Origin of the sequence: Sulfitobacter sp. PR48 (assembly GCF_028807335.1) — a bacterium.
GTDB lineage: Bacteria > Pseudomonadota > Alphaproteobacteria > Rhodobacterales > Rhodobacteraceae > Sulfitobacter.
Window position 1 is genome coordinate 24,215 of record NZ_JARAMM010000021.1, and the last position, 25,801, is coordinate 50,015.

A 25,801-nucleotide genomic window follows, 5' to 3' on the forward strand; every position below is an offset into this window, starting at 1 on the left:
GTCGTGACGTGTCATGGCGCGGCAGCACGCAGGGGTCAAGCGCCACCGATGTCGCAGTTGAACTTTGGAAGGGCTGGAGCGGGCGGCGGGAATCGAACCCGCATCATCAGCTTGGAAGGCTGAGGTCTTACCATTACACAACGCCCGCGCAGGGATTGAGTTAAGTCATCCGATCCGGAGCGTCAAGAAGGGCAATGCCGGCTTTCGACCCGCAGGCAGATATATCCGCCCCGCGCGGCGCACCCTGTCCCGGTCAGCTTTCCGGGCCCTCGCTGAGGATACACAGCACATTTGCCTTTGGCGTGATGCCCAGCGCGCGCTTGCCCTCCGCCCCAAGGGCCAGCAGGGCGGCAATGCCCGCAGCCCCCGAAGGGGTCGAGGCCAGACCGGCGACCATCGCGGTTCCCGCGCCTACCTGCGCCTCCTGCTCGGTGATCAGCGCAAAGGCGTCCGCATCGCGCGCCAGCCCCTTCAGGGCGATCAGCGAGGGGCTCTTGCAATCCAGCCTGCCCATGTTGCTGGCGGGCCCCGTGCTGGTGACCGCCCTGCCCGCCGCAACCGAGCCATAAAGCGCCGCGGCCACTGCCGGTTCAACCACGACGATCCGCGGGCCATCCCCCCAATGTGCCCGTGCGCAGGCGGCACAGGCCCCCGCCAGCCCGCCAACCCCGGCCTGCAGAAAGATATGGCTGGGCACCCGGGGCATCTGGCGCACCGCCTCGGCCATCAGCGCAAGGTAGCCTTCCATCACCGCCAGCGGATCTTCGGTATATCCCGCCCAGGCCGTATCCGACAAAAGATGCCAGCCTTTCGCCGCCGCCTCCTGTTCCGCTGCGGCCATGGCCTCCTCATAGGTCGCCCCCTCGCGGCGCACCTCGGCCCCTTGCGCTTTCAGCCGCCCGGCAAAGGCATCCGCCACCGTTTCGGCAATATAGATGACCGAAGATGCACCGAATGCCGCCGCACCCGCCGCCACCGACAATCCGTGGTTGCCCGCACTTGCGGTGACATAGGTCCGGCCGCGCGCAGCCTTGCCGTGGCGGGCGATGACATGGGCGGCCCCCAGCGCCTTGAAGCTGCCAAGCCCCATGCGCCCGCGTTCATCCTTGACCCAGACCTGCGCCACACCCGCCTCCACCGCGATAGCCTCGGCCTCCACCAGCGGGGTTTCGGCGGCAACCGGACAGCGCGCCAGCAGCGCCTCTACCCCGGCCGCATCAGCAACGGGGAATGGGATGTCATCCAGACCGGAAACAGCGACCGGGCGTGCAACGTTCAAAATATCCATAAAGCGTCCGACCTTATATCTGAATCATCCCGTGACACGCATGTCCCGGGAGCGCCGCAGGCGCGGCAGGGTATTCGTGTTTCAAGTTCAAGGTCGGGCGCCTGGGTTACCGGATACGGCGACGCAGGCCACGTCAGGTGCTGCCCGGCAACTGCATATGTCAATCGCAGGGCGCACCCGCGGCCCCCCAGATCTCCACATCGGCGGCGATATCCTCGGGCGTGCCGTCAGGGGCAGAGCGGCCCGCGCCGGGGGCATAGCCCCAGGCCACGAAAGGCGAGCTTCGCAGGTGTTCGGCAAGCTCGGCAATATCGTTGCCGTCATTGGTCTCCGGATCGCGCATCTGCGCGCAGATCTCGGCGCTGGACCTGCCCAGCCAGGCCAGCTCGACCGGGGGCAGACGCCAGGCATCACTGATATGGGGCGGCGCATGGGGCACGGTATTGGCCCTGCCCGTGGTCACATGACAGGTCCGGCAGGGCGTGCTCAGCGCGCCGATCCGGGTCTCATCCGCCAGAACCCCCATGCCGTGAACGGTATCCGCCCCATAGCCCAAACCGTTCCACATCGGTTGACCGCTTTCGCCCACATGGCAATTGGTGCAGCGCGGATGCGAGACCTTTTCAAAGATCCGGTCCCAGGCGGCAAGGCCCGCTTCCCGGCTCTCCGTGGTTTCCTGTGCGGCCAGCGGGGCTGCCAGCAACAGCGCTGCAATCACGAGGCGCATCAGACAAAATCCACATGTTTGGCAAAGGGCAATTCGCGGATCCGCTTGCCGGTCGCAGCAAAGATCGCATTGCCCAGCGCGGGTGCGGCGGGTGGCACGCCCGGTTCACCGATGCCGCGGATCCTGTCGCCGTTTTCCAGACCGCGCACCATGATCTGAGGTGTCTGGTGCAGGCGCATCCCCTCGAACACATGGAAATTGTCCTGCTGGGCCACGCCCCCAACATAGGTCAGCTCGCAGTTCATCGCATGGCCCAGCCCCCAGATCACCCCGCCCGAAAGCTGCGCCTCGAAGTTCACCGGGTCCAGCACCCGGCCCACATCGGCGGCGACAAAAACCTTGTCAATGCGGATGCCGCGATCCGTCTCGGTGACTTCCACCACCTCGGCCACCGGCACCCCGAAGGACAGGGTAAAGGCGACCCCGCGCCCCCGCCCCGGGCCAAGGTCGCTGCCCCAGCCCGACATCTCGGCCACCGCTTCAAGCACCTTGCGCGAGGTGTCGTGCCAGCACAGGCGCAGCCGTTCCTCCAGCGGGTCGGCCCCGGCGGCGTGGCACAGCTCATCCAGAAAGCTCTCATGCAGGAAGCCATTGCCGGAGGCGCCGACGGACCGCCAGGAGCTGACCGGCACCATCGGCGGCACCCGGTAGCCGGTGACCCGGTAATCCGGGATCGCATAGGGCTGGTCCCAGGCTCCGGCGACAATCGCCACATCCGGCCCGATGGCGGGCTGGCCCAGACGGCCCAGCGAGGACGCGGTCACGGAAGGCGCCGCAATGCCCAGATCATAGGCTGCCACCTGACCGCCCGACACCGCCCCCCGCGCGCGGCTGATCGCCAGCGGACGGGGAAAATCATGGGTCATGTCCTCTTCCCGGCTCCAGACCATCTTGATCGGGGTGTCGGGCATCTCCAGCGCAATTTCGACCGCCTGCCGGATGTAATCGTCTTCCAGCCGCCGCCCGAAGCTGCCGCCGGACATCAGCACATGCACATGGACGTTTTCAGCCTCAAGCCCGGCCACGGCAGCGGCCCCCTCCTGCACGAAACGCGGGATCTGGGTGCCGGTCCAGATGTCCAGCCGCCCCTCCGTCAGTTTCACGACCACGGACATCGGCTCCAGCGGGGCATGGGCCAGATAGGGGATGCGGTACTCGGCTTCTAGCACATCCGCCCCCTTGAGCGCCGCTTCCACATCGCCCTCGTCCTTGAACCGGCTGTCCTGCCGGTCCTCGATGAAAGAGGCGGCAACATCGGCAAACTGCGCGGCCGTATCGCCGATATAGGGCGCTTCGCCCCAGTCCGCCTTGACCGCATCCGCCGCCTGAAAGGCGCGCCAGGTGTTGTCCGCAACCACGGCAAAGCCCCCGGTGATCGGCATGATGGCCTGAACCCCCCGCATCACCTCTGCCTCGGTCGCATCATAGCCCAGAATGCCACCCCCAAGCGCCGGATTGGTGCGGGTGGTGGCATGCACCATGCCCTCCATCACCAGGTCGATGCCATAGATCTGCGTGCCGGTGGATTTGGCAATGATGTCGGTGCGCAGATGATCCCGCCCCAGCATCCGCCATTCCGACGGGTCGCGCAGGGTGACATCCTGAACCGGATCAATCTCTGCCGCCGTGGCGGCCAGATCGGCATAGGCCAGCCGCATCCCGTCAGGCAGCACCACCGCGCCGCTTTCGGTGCGCAGCTGATCGCGGTCGAGACCGGTTTGCTGCGCCGCCGCGGCCAGCAGCGTCGCCCGCGCGACAGCGCCGGCATGGCGCAGACGGTCGTACATGTCCGGCACCGTCGACGACCCACCGGTGAGCTGCAGCCCCAGAAGCTTGCCCACCACATCCGCAGCCCCGCGCCCGGTGCGCGCCATCATGCTGTCGGAAGTCGCGGCAATCGGCATGCCTTCCGCGGCCACAACCCCGTTGTAATAGGCGGCCGAGGGCATGCCCGGATCAATCCGCACATCCGCCAGCTCCACATCCAGCTCTTCCGCCAGCAGATGCGCCTGGATCGAATAGGCGCCCTGCCCCACATCGGCACGCGGGGTGATCAGTGTCACGCCCTGGGCATCCACCTTGACGTAGGGGTTGAAGGCCACCTCACCCGGTTTCAGCTCTGCCAGCAGCGGGTTCTTCACGTCCCGCTTGTACATGTAGGTGCCAAAGGCGACCCCGCCCAGCACCGCGACCGACCCCACCAGAAAGCTGCGGCGCGCGATGGTTTTCACCCGTCCCATGCTCAGACCCCCTGCAGCTTGGCGGCGGCGGTCTTCACGGCGGCGCGGATGCGCGGATAGGTCCCGCAGCGACAGAGGTTCCCGCTCAACGCGGCGTCGATCTGTTCGTCGGTCGGCTCCGGGTTGAGATCGAGAAAGGACGCCGCCTGCATGATCTGCCCCGACTGGCAGTAACCGCATTGGGCCACCTGATGGTCCACCCAGGCCTGCTGTACCGCATGCAGCGCCTGCGGGGTTCCAAGCCCCTCGATCGTGGTCACTTCGCCATCCACATCTGCCGCCGCCAGTTGACAGGACCGCACGGCGACCCCGTCCACATGCACGGTACAGGCCCCGCATTGCGCGATCCCGCAGCCGTACTTCGGGCCGGTGATGCCCAACTCGTCACGCAATACCCACAAAAGCGGCATGTCGTCTTCGACCTCCACCTCGTGATCGGTTCCGTTGACGCGCAGTCGCATGGTCAGCCTCCAACTGGTCTTGTGGGGGAAGCTTAGCGCCAAAAACCGGCAGGTAAAGCAGGAGAAGACCGCCGGGCCATTGACCCGGCGGCAGCTTCAGGCCGTCAGGAAATCCCCTTCAGCGCGTGGCTTCCAAAGCCTCAAGCGCAGCCAGTCTGCTCACCAATGTCCTGATCTCAGATTCCTGGCGCGCATTCTGCCGCGTCAGGGCCGCGATCTGGTCTTCCTGCTCCAGCGTGTACAGCGTCAGTTCCTCGATTTTCTTCAGATGCGCCATCTGCATCTCGGTCATGTCCACACCATTTGCCCTGATCTCAGCCTCCGAAGGGATGTCCGGCAAATGCCTGTTCGTGCCGATGAAATCCCTGACCTCGGCCAGCGACCGCAGGGGGTAATCCGCACCAAAGACGTAATCGGGTACGTTCAGCGTGGTGTTGTTCACCACCAGCCGTCCCGTCACCACAACCGCGTCAGGGGCAGAGTTGATGCCCAGTTTCAGCAGGTTGTTGTTGGCGGCATTGTCGATCTTCAGCGGCGTGTTGCCCCCCGCGATGCCGACGTTCAGACGACCTGAATCCTGCTGGTTGCGGAATTCCCAGGTGGTGGGGGTGGTGCCGTTCTGCTTGAGGCGGAACGCGGAATCGGAGCCGCTACCCGCCGCTTCGAAGAGCGCGAAGGCATCCGTATTGGACGCATTGGACCGGATGTGCAGCAATTCCTCGGGCGCATCGGTGCCAAGACCCACAAATCCGGTTTCGTCGAGATGGAAAGACCCGGTTGGCGCCGTCCGGTCAATGCGGAATGGGGTGGTCCCGGCGGTCAGATCGCTGACGCTGAAGGCGGTCTGTCCGACGATCCGCCAGGCCTGTGGCGGCAAAAGGCCATTGCCGGTCTGTTCCAGCCGCAAGCCGGGGCCGATGGCCCCGGAGGCATGCAGCCGGTCCTGCGGAAACATCGTGCCCAGCCCGATGCCGCCGCCATTGTCGATCCAAAACGCATTTTCCGGCGCGCCACCCTCAATGCTGAAGGGGATTGTGTCAGCACTCAGATCCTCGATCGAAAAGCGTTCGATCCCGCCATTGTAATCGTCGTTCGGCCTGATCCGCCAATCGCGCCCGGGGTAATGCCCAGTCCCCGCTACCGACTGGTTTACCATGTCAATCCAGGCCTGCTTTGGTGTGTCGATGGTAAGCGGCCTGTCATAACTGGTGGGCTCGTCCTCGCCGCATCTCAGCCCCAGACAAAGGTTGCCGATGCTGGCGCTGCCCGCAACCGTGAGGTCCGCTTTCTGCAGGTCTCCGTCAGCGATACGGACACCGTTGTTGAAGGTGTCCTGCGCCGAAGCGGTCAGTGCGGAGGTCATCGACAAAGCGACAATGATAAAAAGCCGGATCAACATGGGACAGTCTCCCGAAACGGAAATGGCGCAGGCAATGGCCGGGGTGCTGGCGCAAAATGACTTATGTTAAAATCCCGCCTCCCCTCAGACGGCTGGCAATAGTTAACAGGACGGGAGCCCGTCCTGTCAAACCTCATGGCGCGCCTATTGCGCCGCAAGCGCCTCCAGCGCCGCTTCCAACCGGGCGATACGGTCCTCCTGCATCGCAATGCGCGCGTCCTGGGTTGAAATGCGGTCCTCTTGTTCAAGCGTATAAAGCGTCAGCTCCTCGATCTTTTTCAGGTGGAGCATCTGCATCTGGGTCATGTCGACACCGGTCGCAGCAATCTCAGCAGCCGATGGCACATCCGGCAGGTGGCTGTTGGCGTCGATAAACGCCTGCACTTCGGCCAGTGGGCGCAGAGGATAATCGGCGTCGAATACGTAATCCGGCACGTTCAGTTGCGTGTTGTTCACGACCAGCGTACCGGTGATGTTCACCTCGCCCGGAAGGCCGTTGCGCCCCAGCCGCAACAGGTTGTTGTTGGCGGCACTGTCGATCTTCAGCGGCGTATTGCCGCCCGCAATGCCGACGTTCAGACGGCCGGAATCCTGCTGGTTGCGGAATTCCCATGTGGTTGGGGTCACCCCGTTCTGGCGCAGGCGGAAAGCCGCGTCAGAGCCTGCGCCATTGGCATCGAACAATGCAAAGGCGTCGGTGTTGATGGCGTTGGAACGGATGTGCAACCGTTCCTCGGGCGAACCTGTGCCGAGGCCGATATTGCCATCTCTGTCGACCACCAGCGAGCTGACCGGCGCGCCGGCCCTGACGTGAAACGGTATCGTGCCGCCGGTGGTATCGCTCAGGAAAAAGGACGTTTCGTTTCCGCCCAAATCCCAAACCCGGGGCGCAAGGATCACAGAACCTTGTTCAAAACGCTGGATCGCCGTGTTCTGACTGAAAATGTGCAGTTCCTGTTGCGGCAGAGCGGTCCCGAAACCGATCCTTGGCTCGCCACCTACCGATGAGACGTAAAGACTGTTGGGATGAGTGTTGGCTTCGATCCGGAACGGCGTTGTGTTGTTGGTCTGGTCGCGAACGACGAAATTGTTCGACCCGTCAACATTGGTCTGCAGACTCCAGTCGGCAAACCCACCGGAGACGCTGGTGTCATCGAACAGGATCTCCGGTTGGGTGCTTTTGATCTTGATGTCTTCATTGTTGAAAACCTCACCATCCACGCATGAGACAGCGCCGACGCATAGATTGCGTTGGACGATCAGATCGTCGGCAATCACCTGATCGGCGCTGGCCGGACAGGCCATGAAAGCGAGGCCCAGAAAGGCCCCAAGACACGAGACGGATTGTGGTACGAATATCTTGATTGGCATCTGTCAGTCTTCCTGTGAAAATACGAAAGGCGTGGAATAGGGTTGTCCCAATCATCGGCCGGGACATACAGCGACCATGCCAACAGGCAATGATCCTGCCAACATCTTATTTCAGAAGGCCCGCAGCGCCTCCGCGCCTTCGAAAGTCGTGTTTCGCATCCACGGGCCCCGCGCCGGTGCGGTGACCGCATGGACCTTATCTGAGGCTGTCGATCTGAGCCTGAAGGAGGGCGATCGAGCGCTCTTGCGCAGCCAGACGCATGTCCTGCCCCGCGCGGGCCTGTTCCAGTTCCAGGGTATAAAGCGTCAGTTCCTCGACCTTCTTCAGCAGCGTCATCTGCATCGCAGTCATATCGACACCTTTCGCAGCAATTTCCGCCGCCGATGGTACATCCGGCAGGTGGGAGTTTTCGTCAATGAACGCCTGCACCTCGGAGAGCGGGCGCAGCGCGTAATCATGTGCAAAGACGTAGTCGGGGACATTCAACTGGGTGTTGTTCACCACCAGCGTGCCAGTTATATTGACCTCTCCGGGTTTGCCGTTCCGACCGAGACGGATCAGGTTGTTGTTTGCGGCATTGTCGATTTTCAGCGGCGTGTTGCCACCGGCAATACCGACATTCAGGCGACCGGAATCCTGCTGATTGCGGAATTCCCATGTGGTGGGGATGAGGCCGTTCTGGCGCAGGCGGAAGGCGGCGTCCGATCCTGCCCCATTGGCATCGAATAGCGCGAATGCATCGGTGTTACTGGCGTTCGTGACAATATGTAGCTTTTCTTGGGGGGCGTCTGTGCCCAGCCCAATTTTTTCCCCGTTGATGACGAACGACAATTGGTTGTTTCCACCGGGAACGATCAGGAAAGGTGTGGAGTCTGCAGTCACATCGTAGATCTGAAAACCGGCATTTAGAGAAACCGGATCACCGATCTGCCAGGCTTGTCCGATTGAGGTGCTTTGCAGCCGAAGCGATGGCGAGGAACTGTCCGAAACAATGTGCATATCTGCCTGTGGGATGGAGGTGCCCAAACCGATATCGCCATCCGCTGCCACAAACAGGCTGCTGGTCGGCGCATCGCCCTCGACCACGAATGGCGTGGTGTTCGCCGTCAGGTTCCTGAGAATGAATCTTTCCAGCCCGGTCGATCCTGTTTCATTCGCTTCGAGCGCCCAGTCGGCTGTTGGGAATCCGGAGCTGGTGGAGTTATCTTCAAACACGACCCGCGTGTTGTTGCCTTTGATCACTACGCTATCATAAAGGCCTGCGAATGTTTCGTCAGTTGCGCAACCAAGACCCACGCAAAGGTTGTCGCGGATGGTTGGGCTCGTGCTGCTCAGCACTTCGGCGTGCAGCGGCGCGGCAACAATCAGCAGGTTGAAAAGAAAAGGTGTCAGCAGGAAGTTTCTGTTCAGCATGGTTTTTCCTTTGAAAAATTTTCGAACGTCTCGGTGCAAATCGCTTGACGGCAGTCTCTCGGGTGCCTGCTCCGCCGACTAAATAAAGGAGCAAATCCGGCGTTCTGTAAAACAACCACCAGTAGAGACACTAATCCATCTATTCCGACAGCAGCGCTTCGATCCTGGCCAGTCTTGTCGTCAACGCGGCGATCGTTGCTGTCTGTTCAGAGATCTCCCTCTGCTGCTCCAGCGTATAGAGCGTCAGTTCCTCGATCTTTTTCAGATGCACCATCTGCATAGCGGTCAGGTCCACGCCATTCGCCTTGATTTCGGCCTCTGAGGGGACATCCGGCAGGTGGGAGTTTTCGTCAATGAACGCCTGCACCTCGGAGAGCGGGCGCAGCGCGTAATCATGTGCAAAGACGTAGTCGGGGACATTCAACTGGGTGTTGTTGACCACCAGCGTGCCGGTGATGTTCACCTCTCCGGGCAGGCCGTTGCGCCCCAGCCGCAACAGGTTGTTGTTGGCGGCACTGTCGATCTTCAGCGGCGTGTTGCCGCCAGCGATGCCGACGTTCAAGCGGCCCGAGTCCTGCTGGTTGCGGAATTCCCATGTGGTGGGGGTCACGCCGTTCTGGCGCAGCCGGAATGCCGCGTCAGAGCCTGCGCCATTGGCATCGAACAATGCGAAAGCGTCGGTGTTGGTGGCGTCGGAACGGATGTGCAGCAGTTCCCCGGGCGTATCGGTGCCAAGCCCGACAAAGCCATCGGTGTCAATGTAGAGCCGACTGGAATTGTCCGTCAGGTCGCGGATTTCGAAGGTGTCGGCGGCGGTCAGTTCCCAGGAATGCGCGCTGCCGCCACTCCTGGTCATGCGGATCGCGGCTTCGTTTCCTGTATCGACAAGATGCACCTTGGCCTGCGGGATCGAGGTGCCGAGACCCAGATTGCCCGACGTGGCAAGCCAGAAGGCATCGTTCGGCACTGCGCCGGCAATGGTAAAGGGCGTGGTGGCTGCCGAGTTATCCTCGACCGAGAAACGGTCAATCCCGCCGCTGTTGGGATCGTTGACGCGCAAGGTCCAGTCGCGGTTGGGCACGGATGCACCCGACGTATCGACAAACTCGATGGAAGTGTTGGTATATCTTAACCGCAGCGCGGTCTCATTGGGAATAACCTCGCCGGGGCTGCAGCTGTTGCCCATGCAGACCTTGCCGTCAAGGACGGTCAGGTCTTCGACATAGAGGCTGCCTTCGGACGGGTTTCCAACCTGCCCGACGGCGAGCGGCACCTGGATCACCAGATCGCCTTCGATGTTGACATCATTGGGGTGGGTGGTCTGAGCCAGGACAGGTCCCGCCAGCAGGCAGAACATGGTGCAGAGGGACGGGGCAGGTAATTTAATCGGCATCATAGCCTCCTGGGCACCTGGTGGCCCCGGCCCGGCCAGGGAACATGGTGCAAAAAATTTTATCAAAATGAGGACACAGCAAGGCGCCCGATGCAGCAAGTTAGCGCCCGGCTTTGCCTTGCGTCAATTGTTTCGGTGGCGCGGGTCAAACCGCGCTGTTGCACCCGGGCCGTCTGGATCCGGCCAGGCCGGGCCTGAAGGACTTCCATCTGGGCCGGTTTGCCCTCTTGCAGGCGGCGCGTTTGCAGGCGGCTCTTGCGTTCTGCCGGGGCTTGCAGAGCGTCCGTTCTCAAGCTTCTTCAGCAGCGTCATCTGCATCGCGGCCTGGGCGATGCCCCTGGGTGCGGTCCCGCCTTCGGACATCTGTTCCGGCGACTGGCTGTTGGCGTCGACAGGGACCGCAGGCATGCCCGGGGGCGCAGGCGCAATCCTAAACGCAAGAAGCGGCACCCATTTTCATTTCTGGCCCCGGATCATGGGCCGAAATTCAAATGGATGCCGCATGGGTCCTTTCACAGGACCGTTTGGCTGTCAGCCGTCGTCCTTATTCGGTCAGCAGCGCCTCGACCCGGGCCAGACGATCACGCAGATCGCTGTTCTCCTGTTTCTGCGCCGTGATCGCATCTTCCTGCTGCAGGGTGTAGAGGGTCAGTTCCTCGACCTTTTTCAGCAGGGCCATCTGCATGCCAGTCATGTCCACGCCGCCAGCCGCGATGTCCTTTTCAGAGGGCACTTCCGGCAGGTGGCTGTTCTGATCAATGAATGCCTTCACCTCTGACAGGGGCCGCAGCACGTAGTCATCCTTGAACACATAGTCCGGCACCGAAAGCGCAACATCGTTTACCAGCAGACGCCCGGTAATCCGGACCACATCGGTTTCAGTGTTCGAGCCAAGACGCAGCAGATTGTTGTCGGCCTGATCGTCGATCTTGAACGGTGTGTTCCCGCCCGCAATGCCGACATTCAGACGGCCCGAGTCCTGCTGGTTGCGGAATTCCCAGGTTGTCGGGATCAGGCCGTTCTGGCGCAGCCGGAAGGCCGCATCGGAGCCGCTGCCATTGGCATCGAACAGGGCAAATGCATCAGTATCCGGCGCGTTCGAGCGGATATGAAGCTGCTCCTCCGGTGCCGCAACACCGAAACCGACCCTGCCAGTTTCCGTGATGATCAGGCTGTCATTGGGCGCATCCGCTTCAATGACATAGGGAATCTTGGTGTGGGTCACATCCACAATCAGAAAGTTGCTTTCATTGGCAACCACATCCCAGATCTGGGCTCCCGGCCCACCGGCGGTCTGCTCAAGCCGGATGCCGGGGCTGTCGGTGGCCGTCAGGTGCAGATCCCGCATCGGGAATTGCGTGCCCAGACCGACATGGCCGGTGTCATCAAGGATAAAGCCGTTGCCCGGCGCCCCCGCCATGATGCGGAAGGGTTGCTGGCCCCCGGTGACATCCGTGATGGCAAAATAGCTGTCGCCGGTCGGATCATTGTCGTTGATATTGATGCGCCAGTCGTTCAGGGGCGCGGGCGACACCGAGGTATCGTTGAACAGAATACTGACATCTGTGCCTGCCAGTGTCAGTTCGTCATCGGGCGATTCAAAATCGTCGTCACATCCCCCCCCGATACAAAGGCCGACACCCAGAAGGTCACCCAGGTCAAGGTCGATATCAATGATCTGAGCCTGTGCCGGAACACTTGTCATCGTAATGGGCAGAATCGCCGCGATCAGGGATTTTCTAAAATTGGTCATTTCACTTCTCCAAACCAGTACCCCTATGGTTGTAGGCGGAGAATCCGAATAAATTTTGACGAGATTTCTCAATATTACGGATTGGACCCGTTCTATTAACTGAATCTTAATTAAATTTACATAGCCCGCAAAATCAGGCACTTCCGGGGGCCAAACCTCGGAAATGCCGCGGAACCGGTGGGAAAAGCGCCCAAAATGTGCCGCTCGCCTGCAAGTTGTAGGCGTAAGGATTAACATTATTGAATTTTCGCAGGCCGCATACAGCGCCACACTCGCACCGGAACACAAGGCCGTTCAGACCTTGGAGTCGTTCAGACCCTGTTTTGCTTCGCGCTACGGGTTGCGAAACAAAACAGGTCTTTCGGCAGCATTATAGCATATGTGACGATAAAGTCATCCGTTAAAATTCAACTACCGCGCGAATGGACTTTCCTTCATGCATCAACTCGAAGCCGTAGTTGATCTCATCCAGGGTCAATTTATGCGTAATCATCGGGTCGATCTCGATTTTTCCGGACATGTACCAATCGACGATCTGCGGCACATCGGTCCGGCCCTTTGCACCGCCAAAGGCCGTGCCGCGCCAGACCCGCCCGGTCACCAGCTGGAAGGGACGGGTGGAAATTTCGGCCCCGGCAGCGGCCACACCGATGATGATGCTTTCGCCCCATCCCTTATGTGCAGCTTCCAGCGCGGTACGCATCACCTTGGTGTTGCCCGTCGCATCAAAGGAGTAATCCGCCCCGCCGCCGGTCAGTTCGACCAGATGCGCAACCATGTCACCCTCTACATTGTTGGGATTGACGAAGTCGGTCATGCCGAAATACTTCGCGATCTCGGCCTTGTCATCGTTCAGGTCAACGCCGACGATCTGGTCCGCACCCGCCAGCCGCAGCCCCTGGATCACGTTCAGCCCGATGCCGCCAAGGCCAAAGACCACGCAGCGCGCCCCGATCTCGACCTTGGCGGTGTTGATGACCGCCCCGATCCCCGTTGTCACGCCGCAGCCGATATAGCAGATCTTGTCAAAAGGCGCATCCTTGCGCACCTTGGCCAATGCGATTTCCGGCACCACAGTGTGATTGGCAAAGGTGGAACAGCCCATGTAGTGATGGATGGGCGTGCCATCCAGCATGGAGAACCGCGTGGTCCCGTCCGGCAAAAGCCCCTGCCCCTGCGTCACGCGGATCGCCTGGCAGAGGTTGGTCTTGCCTGACAGGCAATATTCGCACTGCCGGCACTCCGGCGTATAAAGCGGGATCACATGATCGCCCGGTTCCAGCGTCGTCACGCCTTCGCCGACCTCCAGCACGATACCGGCACCTTCATGGCCCAGGATCGCGGGAAAGATGCCTTCGGGATCGTCGCCCGAACGGGTGAATTCATCGGTGTGGCAAAGCCCGGTCGCCTTGATCTCGACCAAGACCTCGCCCTTCTTAGGCCCTTCGAGGTTCACTTCCATGATCTCTAACGGTTTACCTGCCTCAACGGCGACGGCTGCACGGGTCTTCATCATGGGGAGTCCTCCGGTTTTGAATTTCTGGCAAAAGGCCCAAGCTGGGCCGCGATGTCAAGCGGCGCGCGCCTGTCGGGCAAGAAATACCAGCCGGTGACAGGGCTCAGCCGCCCAGCGGCGCATTCGACTTGATCCGCCGCAGCACGACATTGGTCTGCGCCGAGTTGACGGCGGGCTGCACAAACAGGAAATCTTCGAGGAAGGTATTGTAGGCGTCGATGTCCCGGCACAGCACCCGCAGGTGATAATCCGCCTGCCCCGTGGTGGCAAAACACTCCGTCACTTCCTCGCGCAGCTGCACCGCCGCGATGAAGCGCGCCAGCGCCTGGGTGTCGTGGCGGGTCAGATGCACATGCACGATCGCCTCGAACCCAAGGCCCATCGCAGCCGGATTCACCATCGCGCCATAGCGTTCGATCACCCCCGCCTCTTCCAGCGCCCTGACCCGCCGCCAGCAGGCCGATGCAGAGATATTCAACTTTTCCGCCAGCTGTGCGTTGGACTGACGGGCGTCCTGCTGCAGCAGGCGCACAAGTTTGCGATCAATGGCTTCCATCTGCCTTCCTGAATTATCTGTTCACCAGAGGGCGTACTGATGAATTATTCACCCGGATATCACAAGGGAAGAAGCGAGAATAGACAACAAATACCGGCAAAACTGCGCTAAACTGACCTTTCAGGAGGCATTTCACATGACCAAGCAGGACCAGAATTTTTCCACCTATGCGCTGGACGACCGCTACGCGCTGCCGCGCGGGCGCGTCTTCATGACCGGCACGCAGGCACTGGTGCGCATCATGCTGGACCAGGCACGGCGCGATCAGGCGGCGGGGCTGAACACCGCCGGCTTCGTCTCGGGCTATCGCGGCTCCCCACTGGGTGGTCTGGATCAGGAGATGTGGCGCAACAAGTCGCGCCTCGACGCGGGCCGCATCAAATTCCTGCCCGCCGTGAACGAAGACCTTGGCGCCACCGCCGTTCTGGGCGCGCAGCAGGCCCATCTGGACCCCCATGCGGAGGTCGAGGGCGTCTTTTCCATGTGGTACGGCAAGGGACCGGGCGTGGACCGCTCGGGCGATGCGCTGAAACACGGCAACGCCTATGGCTCCGCCCCCAAGGGTGGCGTGCTGGTGGTGGCGGGTGACGATCACGGCTGCGTCTCTTCCTCCATGCCGCATCAATCCGACGTGGCCTTCATGGCCTGGTTCATGCCCACGCTGAACCCGGCCAGCGTTGCCGAATATCAGACCTTCGGCGAATACGGCTTTGCCCTGTCGCGTTTCACCGGCACCTGGGTCGGGTTCAAGGCGATTTCCGAAACGGTGGAATCCGGTGCCTCCGTCGATCTGGCCCCGGACCGCGAATTCGTCCAGCCCGATTATACCGCGCCAAAGGGCGGGCTGCATGTACGGCTGGGCGATCTGCCCTCGCCGCTGATCGAAACCCGCCTGCACGACAAACTTGAGGCAGTCGAAGCCTTTGTCGAGGCCAACCCCATCGACCGGCGCATCTACGACCTGCCCGACGCCTCCTTCGGCATCGTGACCACCGGCAAGGGGCATCTCGACCTGATGGAGGCGCTGCGCCTGCTGGGCCTGACCGAGGACCGCTGCCGCGCGCTTGGCATCGACATCTACAAGGTCGGCATGGTCTGGCCGCTGGCCCGGCGCGATGCGCTGGCCTTTGTCCGCTCCAAGCGCGAAGTGCTGGTGATCGAGGAAAAGCGCGGCATCATCGAAAGCCAGTTCAAGGAGGCCTTCTATGACTGGCCCGGCTCCAAGCCTGCGCGCATGGTCGGCAAGCACGACGAGAACCTGGAGGAACTGGTACCCTGGACCGGCGAGCTGTCGCCGCTGAAACTGGTGCCGATCCTCGCCGCGCGGCTGCATGCCTTCTTCCCCGACGAGGGGCTGCAGGACAAGGCCCGCGCGCTGACCGACACGCCGCCCACCCTGCTCAACGTGCCCGGTGCCACCCGCACGCCCTATTTCTGCTCGGGCTGCCCGCATAACACCTCGACCAGGTTGCCCGAAGGCTCCACCGCCAATTCCGGCATCGGCTGCCACGTCATGGCCTCCTGGATGGACCGCGACACCGCCGGTTTTGCCCAGATGGGCGGCGAAGGCGTGCCCTGGATCGCCACCTCGATGTTCAACGGCGGCAAGCATGTCTTCCAGAACCTTGGTGAAGGCACCTGGTATCACTCCGGGTCGCTGGCGATCCGGCAGGCCGTGGCCGCCAAGACCAATATCACCTACAAGATCCTCTATAACGACGCCGTCGCCATGACCGGCGGCCAGCCGGTGGACGGCCCGGTCTCTGTCAGCGGCATTGCGCAGGCGGCGCGGGCCGAGGGGGTCACCCGCATCGCCATTGTCTCTGACATGCCGGAAAAGTTCACGCAGCGCGACTTTCCCAGGGGGACCACCTTTGACCACCGGCGCGATCTGGACACGGTACAGCGCGAGCTGCGCGAGATCCCGGGCGTCACCGTCCTGATCTACGAACAGATGTGCGCCACCGAGAAACGCCGCAAGCGCAAGCGCGGCACGCTTGAGGATCCGCCGAAGTTCGTGATGATCAACGATCTGGTCTGCGAAGGCTGCGGCGATTGTTCGCTGGAATCCAACTGCCTGAGCGTGGAACCGAAAAAGACCGAATTCGGCACCAAGCGCCAGATCAACCTGAGCACCTGCAACAAGGATTATTCCTGCCTCAATGGCTTCTGCCCCTCTTTCGTGACCATCGAAGGCGCCACCCGCCGCCGCAAGTCCGGTGCCGGTTTCGACGTGGCCGAAATGGCTGCCGCCCTGCCCGACCCCGAGATGCCGCGCCTTGACGAACCCTATGACCTGCTGGTCACCGGTGTCGGTGGCACCGGCGTGGTGACCGTGGGCGCGCTGATCTCCATGGCGGCGCATCTGGAGGGCAAGGGCGCCTCCGTGCTCGACTTCACCGGTTTCGCGCAGAAATTCGGCACCGTGCTGGGCTATGTGCGGCTCGCCAACCGGCCCGATGATGTGCATCAGGTCCGGATCGAGGAAGGCCACGCCGACGCGGTGATCGGCTGCGACATGGTGGTCAGCTCCGCACCCAAGGCCTCGGCCCATTACCGCAGGGGCACGCGGATCGTGCTGAACCGGGCGGAAATGCCCACCGGCGACCTGGTGCTGAACCGCGATGCCGATCTGGCAATGGACAGGCGCGAGGCGGTCATCGCGGGCGTTGTCGGTGCCGGGAACCTCTCTGCCTTCGATGCCAATGCCATGGCCGAACGGCTGATGGGCGACGCCGTCTTTGCCAATGTGATGATGCTGGGCTTTGCCTGGCAGAAGGGTCTGGTGCCGGTCTCGCTCACCGCGCTTTATCAGGCGATCGAGCTGAACGGAGTGGCCCCCGACCGCAACAAGGACGCCTTTGCCTATGGCCGCGTCATGGCGGCGGACCCGGACAAGCTGGCCCTGCCCCAACCGACCCCGCCAGATGAGACGGTTCAGGGCCTGATCGACCGGCGCATGGAATTCCTGACCGATTACCAGGACGCCGCCTATGCCCGCCGCTACGCTGAGACATTGGCCCGTTTCGCCGACACCGGCGCGACCGATGCCATGCAGCGCGCGGCAGCGAAATCGCTGTTCAAGCTGATGGCCTACAAGGACGAATACGAGGTCGCCCGCCTGCACAGTCAGACCGGATTTGCCGCGCGCATCGCCGAGGAATTCGAGGGCGATTACAAGGTCAGATACCACCTCGCCCCGCCGATCTGGCCCACCGGCCGCGACACCCGTGGCCGCCCCTTCAAGAAGAGCTTCGGCCCCTGGATGGGGTCTGCCTTCCGCCTGCTGGCCCAGATGAAACGCCTGCGCGGCAGCTGGGCGGATGTGTTTTCCTACGGGGCGGACCGGCGGCTGGAAATGGCGCTGATCGGCTGGTACGCGGATCTGCTGGACCAGGTGGCCCGCAGCGCATTGCCCGAGGAGGACAAACTGGCCCTGCTCGCCGCACCGATGGAAATCCGCGGCTACGGCCCGGTCAAGGAAAAGGCGGCTGAAAAGATCCGCGCCGAGGTGAAGGCGCGGCTGTTGGCGTAACGTTTTCTTCAAAGAAAACGGCCCGGAGTTTTCAAAAACTCCGGCGCGCAGCAGGGCCCGGTCAGGGAAACGACAGCCGAAAGTGCCGGACCCAGGCACAAGTGCTGCCGCCAGCCTTACGTTTTCTTCAAAGAAAACGGACCGGAGTTTTCAAAAACTCCGGCGCGCGGCGAGGCACGGTCAGGAAAACGACAGCCGAAAGCGCCGGACCCAGGCGCAAGTGCTGCCGCCAGCCTTACGTTTTCTTGAAAGAAAACGGCCCGGAGTTTTCAAAAACTCCGGCACGCGGCAAGGCACGGTCAGGGAAACGACAGCCGAAAGCGCCGGACCCAGGCACAAGCGCTGCCGCCAGCCTTACGTTTTCTTCAAAGAAAACGGACCGGAGTTTTCAAAAACTCCGGCGCGCAGCAAGGCCCGGCAAGCGCTCAAAGGGTCATCACCCCCGGCGCGCAGGCCGGATCAGGCCGCAGCCCTCAGTCCAGATCCCGGATCACCGCATAGGCCGCCCGGTAACGCGCATGGCCATCGGCCATCGCGTCGCTCAGGGCCGGGTCAGGTGCCATGCTGCGCGCGATCGGGGGTTTGGCGGCAATCTCCGCCCCGGCTCCGGTCGCGGCCATCTGACCCAGCCGCGCCGCACCCAGGGCCGCACCGAAATCGCCCGCCTGCGGCACCTCCAGCGGAAAGCCCAGGGTGCTGGCCAGCATCGACAGCCAATGATCCGACCGTGCCCCGCCCCCCAGCGCCAGCGCGCTTTCGATCCGCGTGCCGGTTGCCCCCAGGGCGAGGTTGCAATCGGCAAAGGCATAGCTGACCCCCTGCAATACCGCACGGGCCGCCGCGCGGGCATCGGTGGCGTGATCCAGATGCAGGAACTGACCCCGGATCGCCGCATCATTATGCGGTGTGCGCTCGCCGCCCAGATAGGGCAGGAACAGCGTCCGGCCCGGAGCCTGCACATTTCCCAGATCGCGGGTCAGATCGGCCGCCGGTTGCCCGGTCAGCCGCGCCAGCCATTCCAGGGCATCGGTGGCCGCAAGGATCACCCCCATCTGGTGCCAGGTATCCGGCACCGCATGGCAGAAGGTATGCACCGCCGTCTCCGGGTCGGGGCGATAGCCGTCATTGGCGGCAAAGAGCACGCCCGAGGTGCCCAGCGACAAAAAGGCGGTGCCATCACGCACCACCCCTGCCCCGATGGCCGCTGCCGCATTGTCCCCGGCACCGCCCGCCACCACCGCGCGCGGCAGGCCCAGCTCTGCCGCCAGATCGGCACGCAGCCGGCCCGAAACCTCCGACCCTTCGACCAGCGCCGGCATCTGCGCGCGGCCAAGATGGCACGCCGCCAGCAGTTCATCGGACCAGTCCCGCGTGCCGGTGTTCAGCCAGGCGGTTCCGGCGGCGTCGGACATTTCCGACACATGTTCGCCGGTCAGGAACAGGCGCAGGTAATCCTTGGGCAGCAGCACTTTGGCGATCCTGTCAAAAACCGACCGCTCGTTCTCGCGCACCCATTCAACCTTGGGCGCGGTAAAGCCGGGAAAGACGATGTTGCCGGTGATCTCGCGGAACTGCGGCCGGGCATCCATCGCGGCGGCCTGCACATGGCTGCGGGTGTCGTTCCACAGCATGCAGGGCCGCAGCGGCGCGTCATCGGCACCGATCAGCGTGGCCCCATGCATATGCCCCGACAGGCCGATGCCGGCGACGCCCGAACAATCATGCGCCGCCGCCAGTGCGCCCAGCGCCTGCACCGCCGCGTCGCACCAGCTTTGCGGGTCCTGCTCGGACCAGCCTGTGCCGGGGCGCTGCACGCTCAGCGGCACCGCATGTTCCGCCAGCACCTCATGCGCGTCGTTTATCAGGATCGCCTTCAGCGAGGATGTTCCCAGATCAAGGCCGATGAACATCAGGCGGCCTCGCGCGGGTTCTTGCCCAGGATGATCATCGACAGGATGTCATCCTCCGTCACATCCTCGACCCTTTCGGTGCCGACCATCTGGCCGTTCTTCATCACCGCCACGCGGTCGCACAGCTCCATCATCTCGCGGGTGTCATGGCTGATCAGGAAAATGCCCAGCCCCTGTTTCTTCAGCTCCTGGATCAGCTCGGCCACCATCGCGGTCTCATGCACCCCCAGCGCCGCCGTGGGCTCATCCATGATCAGGATCCTGGCGTTGAAATAAACCGCGCGGGCAATCGCCACCGACTGGCGCTGCCCGCCCGACAGGGCCGAGACCGGCTCTTTCAGCTTCTTGAAGTTGGGGTTGAGCCGCGCCATGATCTTGCGCGTCTCCGCCTCCATCCGGTCGTCATCGACAAAGCCGAGCCCGGTGATCAACTCGCGTCCCAGAAACAGGTTGCTGGCGGCATCCAGATTATCGGCCAGCGCAAGCGTCTGGTAGATCGTCTCGATGTTGTAGTCGCGGGCGTCGCGGGGCGAATGGATCGTGGCACGTTTGCCCTCGATCCAGATCTCGCCGGAATCCATCTTGTAGGCCCCCGACAGCATCTTGATCAGGGTCGATTTGCCGGCCCCGTTATGGCCCAGCAGGCCCACCACCTCGCCTGCGTGCAGGTTGATGCTGACATTGTCCACCGCCTGCACCCCGCCAAAGGCGATGGAGACGTTCTTCATTTCGACCAAAGGTGTCGTCATTTACTTGGCCCCCATTCTCTTGCGATACTGAATGTCGATAAAGACCGCAAAGACCAGCACCGCACCCACCACGATGTTCTGCAAGGGCGCGTCGACCCCGACCATCGCCATGCCCGATTGCAGCGACTGCATGATCAGCGCGCCCAGGATCGCGCCATAGATCGTGCCGATCCCCCCCGACAGTGCGGTGCCGCCGATAACTGCCGCCGCGATCACGCGCAATTCGTCCAGCGTGCCAAGGTCGTTGGAATGGTTTGCCAGCCGCGAGGACGCGACGATGGCGGAAATGGCGCAGAGCACGCCCATCAGGGCAAAGATCTTGACCGTGAGGAACCGCGTATTGATCCCCGACAGCTCCGCCGCATCCGGGTTGCCGCCGGTGGCAAAGATATAGCGGCCAAAGCGGGTGCGCCGCGCAATCACGGTCATCACAACCGCAATGCCCAGCAGCAGCAGCACCGAAATCGGCAGCCCGTAGACAGGGTTGCAGCCCTCGGCCACCTCGCAACCGTATTTTGCCGGGTCGCGCGCCACCACCCGCTCCGGCACGCCGTAATTGGTCAGGATCGCGATGAACCCCGCAATGGCAGCGGTGGCGATCACCGCCAGCGTCACCTCGGCCCAAAGCGGCTTGACCGGAAAGTCATGCGCCACCTTCACCCGGCGGGCGTTGAAGATCAGGATCACGGTGGCCGCGATGGCGATGACACCCAGCCCCCAGCTCAGCGGTCCGCCAAGGGTTCCGTTGATACCGCCGAAGGTCATGAAGGTACTGTCCAGCGGCCCGATGGTCTGGCCCGCCGTCTGATACCAGCCCACGTTGCGCCAGATCAGGAAACCGCCCAGCGTCACGATAAAGGCGGGAATGCCCTGGTATCCGATCAGCCAGCCATTGAAGGCCCCGATCATCCCGCCAAAGATCACACCCACGGTGATGGCGATCCACGGGATTGCCCAATGGCCGATCTCCAGCCCGAGGCCCGGCAACCAGCGCACCTGAGTCATCGCCATCAGCGCCGAGCAAGCCGCGAGGATCGCGCCGACACTCAGGTCGATGTGGCGTGTGACGATGACAAAGACCATCCCCGTCGCCATGATCGCGACCGAAGCCGTCTGGATCGTCAGGTTGAAGATGTTGCGCGGCGTCAGGAAACGCCCGTCAGTCAATACGTTGAATACCAGCGCCACCAGAATGAAAGCCCCGATCATGCCCAGCAAACGGGTGTCGATCTCAAGCGAGTTCAGAAAGCTGCGTTTGGGGGCTGTCGGGCTTGGCCGGGTGTCGGTCGTGGAATCGGTCATGTCTATGGCCTTCGCATATGGCGCGACGGGCCCCTGCAGGGCCGTGCGGCGCGGTGCGGAATCAGGGGGTGTGCATCAGCTGCGCGGCGCGCTGCCGAATGATATCTCGGGGGCGGCGAGGGCCGCCCCCGGATCGCGGTCAGTTACAGGGTGCCGGACCGTCGGTCACGCCCTGGCAGAGGGCCTCCTGGGTGATCCAGCCCGCGTCGGTCACGACGGTCAGGTTGTCGGCGGTCACCGGCACCGGGGCCAGGAACTTTGCCGTCAGCACGGTGCCGCCCGGCGATGTCCATTCCTGCGCGCCCTCGACGGCAGACATTTCGGTGCCGCCCGCCAGGGCCACAGCGATTTCACCCGCTGCCTTGCCCAGCTCGCGCGCGTCCTTCCAGACGGAAACGGTCTGCGTCCCCTTGGCGACACGGTTCAGCGCGGCGTGGTCGCCGTCCTGACCGGAAACCGGGATGCCTTCCATGCCCTGCGCGGTCAGCGCTGCGACAACGCCACCGGCGGTGCCGTCGTTGGAGGCGACAACCGCATCGACGTTGTTGTCGTTCGCCGTCAGGATCTGCTCCATGTTGCGCTGCGCGTTGGCAGGCAGCCAGCCGTCCGTATAGGCTTCATCGACGATGGTGATCTTGCCCGCGTCGATGGCCTCCTGCAGCACTTCCTGCTGGCCGCCACGCAGGAAATCCGCGTTCGGATCGGTGGGCGAGCCCTTGATCATCACGTAGTTGCCTTCCGGCTGCGCCTCGAACACGGCACGGGCCTGCATCCGGCCCACTTCCACGTTGTCGAAGGTCAGATAGAAGGCGCGGCTGTCTTCGATCAGCCGGTCATAACCGACAACCGGAATCCCCTCGGCCGCGGCGGCATCCACGGCGGGGCCGATCGCGGCACTGTCCTGCGCCAGAATGATCAGCGCATCGACGCCCTGGGCGATCAGGCTTTCCACGTCCGACAATTGCTTGGCCGAGGATGATTGCGCATCGGCAGAGACATAGGTCGCGCCGGCAGCTTCCAGAGCGCCCTTGATTGCGGCCTCATCGGTTTTCCAGCGCTCTTCCTGGAAATTCGACCAGCTCACGCCGACCGTCATGCTGTGACTATCCGCCCAGGCGAATGATGTGAAACCTGCGACCGCAACGCCAGCCGCGAGCATTTTTTTGAACATGTCGTCCTCCCTTATGATTCCCCCTGTCGCGCAGGAGGCGAGTCAGTTGACCCTGAGAATAAGGTCGCTCAATTTATTTTAGCTGTCAAAATAATAATTCTCAAAACGCTCTTATATTCACAGATTTTCCTTCCCAAACGCCAAAGTCTTCGCCAAAATCATAAGAAGCGGCCCATTGACGGGTTATTTATGTTTAGAGACTGAATTTATGGACGGCCATAGTACTGATCTCGCAGAGAGCCCGCTGCAAGGATGCGGGCCGCAACTGAGCAAAGGGCGGGCAGCTAACACCCCGCTGCGTGTCCAGATTTTCGATTATGTACGCGCATCCGGTTCCGCTGCAAGGGCCGACATCACCCGCGCGCTTGATATCAGCGCAGGCTCCGCCACCACCCTCACGGCAGACCTGATTGCGGCGGGATTGCTGCGCGAGGTCACCGGCATGACGCGGGAGGCCGGGCGCGGCCGCCCCCCTGTCGCGCTGCAGGTCGTGCCCGACGCGGCTCATGTCATCGGGATCAAGCTGTCCTACAACCGGCACACCGCGGTGCTGACCGATTTTGCGGGCAATATCCTGGCAGATACCGCGCTGCCCACCACCCAGGCCGTTCACTCCATGTCGCAGCTGATGGAAGAGATCGGCGCGCTGATCGACCGGATACTTGCCGAGAGCGGCAAGGCCCTTGCCGACATCCGCGCCGTCGGCATCGGCATGCCCGGCATCGTCGAATTCGATACCGGCACCATCGCATGGTCGGCCCTGCTGTCGGAACGCGACCAGAACCTGCGCGCGGCTTTTGCAACGCGCTTCGACATGCCGGTCTATATCGACAATGACGCCAATATGCTGACCCTTGCGGAACTCTGGTTCGGCGAAGGACGGCAGAAAAGCGATTTCGCGGTGGTGACCATCGAAAACGGCGTCGGCATGGGGCTGGTGCTGAACAACCGCCTCTATCGCGGCGCGCGGGGCATGGGCCTGGAACTGGGTCACACCAAGGTGCAGCTAGACGGCGCGCTCTGCCGCTGCGGCCAGCGCGGCTGTCTTGAGGCTTATCTGGCCGATTATGCGCTGGCGCGCGAGGCCGCAACCGCCCTCGGCCCCGGCACCGACACACCGCAAAGCAGCCAGATGCTGCTTGAAACCCTGTTCCAGAATGCCAAGGCCGGGAACCGCGCAGCGCGCACCATCTTTGAACGCGCCGGGCGGTATTTGTCTGTCGGCCTGTCAAATGTCGTGCAATTGTTCGATCCTGAGCTGATCATCCTCTCGGGGGAGCGGATGCAATACGACTACCTTTATGCCAGCGAAGTGCTGACGGAGATGCAGGAGCTGACCCTGTCAGAGGGCCGCGCCCCCTGCGAAGTGGCGATCCACGCCTGGGGCGATCTGGTCTGGGCGCGGGGCGCCACCGCGCTGGCGCTGGCGGCACTGACCGACACGCTGATCGGCGGAGAAGGGGAGACAACATGAAACGCGCGCTCCTGCTCGCCTGCCTCATCGGCACCACGACCCAGGCCGGCCCGCTGTACGAGGACATGTCCGGCGCCCTGCCCGCGCACAGCTATACCGGCGGTTGGGAACATTTTGTCGGCGGCGGCGTCGCCGTTTTCGATTGCGACGATGACAACCTGCCCGACATCTTTGCCGCGGGCGGAGAGGCCCCTGCCACCCTGATCCGCAACCGGGGTGATTTCCGGTTTGAAGCCGCCCCCCTGCCCCCGCTGACCGGCGTCACCGGGGCCTATCCCATCGACATGGATGCCGACGGGCGGATGGACCTTTTCGTTCTGCGCGCCGGCCAGAACATCGCCCTGCGCGGCGGTGCCGATTGCAACTTTGCGGATGCCACCACGCAATGGGGCATCCCAGCCGATACACGGTGGAGCACGGCTTTCACCGCATGGTGGGAGGACGGTGACAGCCGCCCGACCCTGGCCATCGGCAACTATGTGGACCGCAACGACCCCGATGGCCCTTTCGAGGCCTGCGATGAAAACACCATTCTGCGCCCCGTCGCGGGCGGATATGAAGCGGCGCCGCTCACGCCGGGCTTCTGCCCCCTGTCGATGCTGGCAGCACGGGATGCACGGGGCCGCCAGACGCTGCGCATCTCAAACGACCGGCACTATTACGTCAAGGGCGGCCATGAACAGATGTGGGACATCGCGGAGCGCCGTTTCCTGGGGCCGGAGGACGGCTGGCAGAACGTGGCGCTCTGGGGCATGGGGATCGCCTCGCGCGATCTTACCGGGGATGGCGCGGACGAGGTGATGCTGACCTCCATGGGCGACCAGCTGTTGCAGATCGCCCAGCCTGACGGCACATATGCCGCCGCCCCCTATGCCATCGGCACCTATGCCCAGCGGCCCCATACCGGCGGTGACGGACGCCCCTCCACCGGATGGCACGCCGAATTCGGCGATGTGGACAATGACGGCCGCGCCGACCTGTTCATTGCCAAGGGCAACGTGGACCAGATGCCGGGGCTGGCCACCCGCGACCCCAACAACCTGCTGATGCAACAAGCCGACGGCACTTTCACCGAAAGCGCGGCAGAGGCCGGGGTGGCCACCGTCAAACGGTCACGCGGCGCGGCACTGGCGGATTTCGATGGCGACGGGCGGCTTGACCTGCTGGTGCTGAACCGCCGCGCCCCGCTTGAGATCTATCGCAACGTGACCCCCGAGACGGGCCATTGGCTTGGCATTACGCTGAAGCAAAAAGATGGCAACCGCGATGCCATAGGCGCCGTGATCGACCTGCGCAGCGGCCCACTGCGGCAATCCCTGCAACAGGTGATCGGCGGCGGTCACGCGGGCGGTCAGTTGCTACCGCGCCATTTCGGATTGGGCACGGCGGAGAGTGCGAAAGTCACGGTCACCTGGCCCGATGGCAGCAGCACGGCACATGACCTCAGCGCGGGCATGACCCACCTCATCGAAAAGCCCTAGCGAGGCACCCCACCCCCCGCACGCGGCGTTAACCAAACAAAATGTTTGCTAACAATGTGTT

18 protein-coding genes and 1 tRNA gene are annotated in these 25,801 nt (G+C 62.9%); 3 read left to right on the forward strand and 16 right to left on the reverse strand.

All coding sequences use genetic code 11. The annotated features are described in order from the left end of the window. Positions 1 to 74: 74 nt before the first annotated feature. From PVW51_RS21020 to PVW51_RS21075, 12 genes are all read right to left on the reverse strand, one after another. Positions 75 to 148 (reverse strand) — tRNA-Gly (locus PVW51_RS21020). Positions 149 to 253: 105 nt separating this feature from the next. Then, positions 254 to 1,288: a pyridoxal-phosphate dependent enzyme gene (locus tag PVW51_RS21025; protein ID WP_274577273.1), complete on the reverse strand. Its 1,035-nt coding sequence runs from the start codon at positions 1,286 to 1,288 to the stop codon at positions 254 to 256. 160 nt (positions 1,289 to 1,448) lie between these two features. Then, complete coding sequence (locus tag PVW51_RS21030; protein WP_114275917.1) at positions 1,449 to 2,015, reverse strand: hypothetical protein; 567 nt, start codon at positions 2,013 to 2,015, stop codon at positions 1,449 to 1,451. Then, a complete protein-coding gene (locus tag PVW51_RS21035; RefSeq protein WP_274577274.1) occupies positions 2,015 to 4,255 on the reverse strand; it encodes a xanthine dehydrogenase family protein molybdopterin-binding subunit in 2,241 nt (746 codons plus the stop codon). The genes PVW51_RS21030 and PVW51_RS21035 overlap by 1 nt, the downstream gene beginning before the upstream one ends. 2 nt (positions 4,256 to 4,257) lie before the next feature. Further along, positions 4,258 to 4,716, reverse strand: a complete 459-nt coding sequence (locus PVW51_RS21040; RefSeq protein ID WP_274577277.1) for a (2Fe-2S)-binding protein — start codon at positions 4,714 to 4,716, stop codon at positions 4,258 to 4,260. Between the two features lie 118 nt (positions 4,717 to 4,834). After that, positions 4,835 to 6,115, reverse strand: coding sequence for a hypothetical protein (locus PVW51_RS21045; protein ID WP_274577278.1), 1,281 nt, complete (start codon positions 6,113 to 6,115; stop codon positions 4,835 to 4,837). Positions 6,116 to 6,259: 144 nt separating this feature from the next. After that, the gene (locus tag PVW51_RS21050; protein WP_269366747.1) at positions 6,260 to 7,486 is read right to left on the reverse strand and encodes a hypothetical protein; all 1,227 of its coding nucleotides are present in this window, start codon (positions 7,484 to 7,486) and stop codon (positions 6,260 to 6,262) included. A 196-nt stretch (positions 7,487 to 7,682) separates the two neighbouring features. Continuing rightward, positions 7,683 to 8,900 (reverse strand): hypothetical protein, encoded by a 1,218-nt coding sequence (locus tag PVW51_RS21055; protein WP_274577279.1) that lies wholly within the window; start codon positions 8,898 to 8,900, stop codon positions 7,683 to 7,685. A 139-nt stretch (positions 8,901 to 9,039) separates the two neighbouring features. Then, positions 9,040 to 10,293 carry a hypothetical protein gene (locus PVW51_RS21060; protein WP_274577281.1) on the reverse strand — a complete coding sequence of 418 codons (1,254 nt, stop codon included), beginning with the start codon at positions 10,291 to 10,293 and terminating at the stop codon, positions 9,040 to 9,042. 544 nt (positions 10,294 to 10,837) lie between these two features. Next, on the reverse strand, positions 10,838 to 12,046 hold the full coding sequence (locus tag PVW51_RS21065) for a hypothetical protein (protein WP_274577283.1): 1,209 nt from the start codon (positions 12,044 to 12,046) through the stop codon (positions 10,838 to 10,840). 400 nt (positions 12,047 to 12,446) lie between these two features. Continuing rightward, positions 12,447 to 13,559 carry an S-(hydroxymethyl)glutathione dehydrogenase/class III alcohol dehydrogenase gene (locus PVW51_RS21070; protein ID WP_114275969.1) on the reverse strand — a complete coding sequence of 371 codons (1,113 nt, stop codon included), beginning with the start codon at positions 13,557 to 13,559 and terminating at the stop codon, positions 12,447 to 12,449. 106 nt (positions 13,560 to 13,665) lie between these two features. Next, complete coding sequence (locus tag PVW51_RS21075; RefSeq protein ID WP_114275926.1) at positions 13,666 to 14,118, reverse strand: Lrp/AsnC family transcriptional regulator; 453 nt, start codon at positions 14,116 to 14,118, stop codon at positions 13,666 to 13,668. 136 nt (positions 14,119 to 14,254) lie between these two features. Between PVW51_RS21075 and PVW51_RS21080 the strand changes: the two genes are divergently transcribed. Continuing rightward, a complete protein-coding gene (locus PVW51_RS21080; protein WP_274577284.1) occupies positions 14,255 to 17,653 on the forward strand; it encodes an indolepyruvate ferredoxin oxidoreductase family protein in 3,399 nt (1,132 codons plus the stop codon). A 473-nt stretch (positions 17,654 to 18,126) separates the two neighbouring features. On the opposite strand, the gene xylB is transcribed toward PVW51_RS21080, so the two are convergent. From xylB to xylF, 4 genes are all read right to left on the reverse strand, one after another. Next, entirely contained in the window at positions 18,127 to 19,563 is a 1,437-nt protein-coding gene (gene xylB / locus PVW51_RS21085) for a xylulokinase (RefSeq protein ID WP_274577285.1), read from the reverse strand. After that, the gene (locus PVW51_RS21090) at positions 19,563 to 20,312 is read right to left on the reverse strand and encodes an ATP-binding cassette domain-containing protein (RefSeq protein WP_269366761.1); all 750 of its coding nucleotides are present in this window, start codon (positions 20,310 to 20,312) and stop codon (positions 19,563 to 19,565) included. The genes xylB and PVW51_RS21090 overlap by 1 nt, the downstream gene beginning before the upstream one ends. Continuing rightward, positions 20,313 to 21,614: a sugar ABC transporter permease gene (locus PVW51_RS21095; RefSeq protein WP_269366763.1), complete on the reverse strand. Its 1,302-nt coding sequence runs from the start codon at positions 21,612 to 21,614 to the stop codon at positions 20,313 to 20,315. A 139-nt stretch (positions 21,615 to 21,753) separates the two neighbouring features. Then, complete coding sequence (gene xylF / locus PVW51_RS21100) at positions 21,754 to 22,785, reverse strand: D-xylose ABC transporter substrate-binding protein (RefSeq protein ID WP_114275931.1); 1,032 nt, start codon at positions 22,783 to 22,785, stop codon at positions 21,754 to 21,756. A gap of 208 nt (positions 22,786 to 22,993) precedes the next feature. On the opposite strand from xylF, the gene PVW51_RS21105 reads away from it, so the two are divergent. Both PVW51_RS21105 and PVW51_RS21110 read left to right on the forward strand, forming a co-directional pair. Next, positions 22,994 to 24,259, forward strand: coding sequence for an ROK family protein (locus PVW51_RS21105; RefSeq protein ID WP_274577286.1), 1,266 nt, complete (start codon positions 22,994 to 22,996; stop codon positions 24,257 to 24,259). Then, positions 24,256 to 25,740, forward strand: coding sequence for a CRTAC1 family protein (locus tag PVW51_RS21110; protein WP_274577287.1), 1,485 nt, complete (start codon positions 24,256 to 24,258; stop codon positions 25,738 to 25,740). The genes PVW51_RS21105 and PVW51_RS21110 overlap by 4 nt, the downstream gene beginning before the upstream one ends. The last annotated feature ends 61 nt before the right edge of the window (positions 25,741 to 25,801 follow it).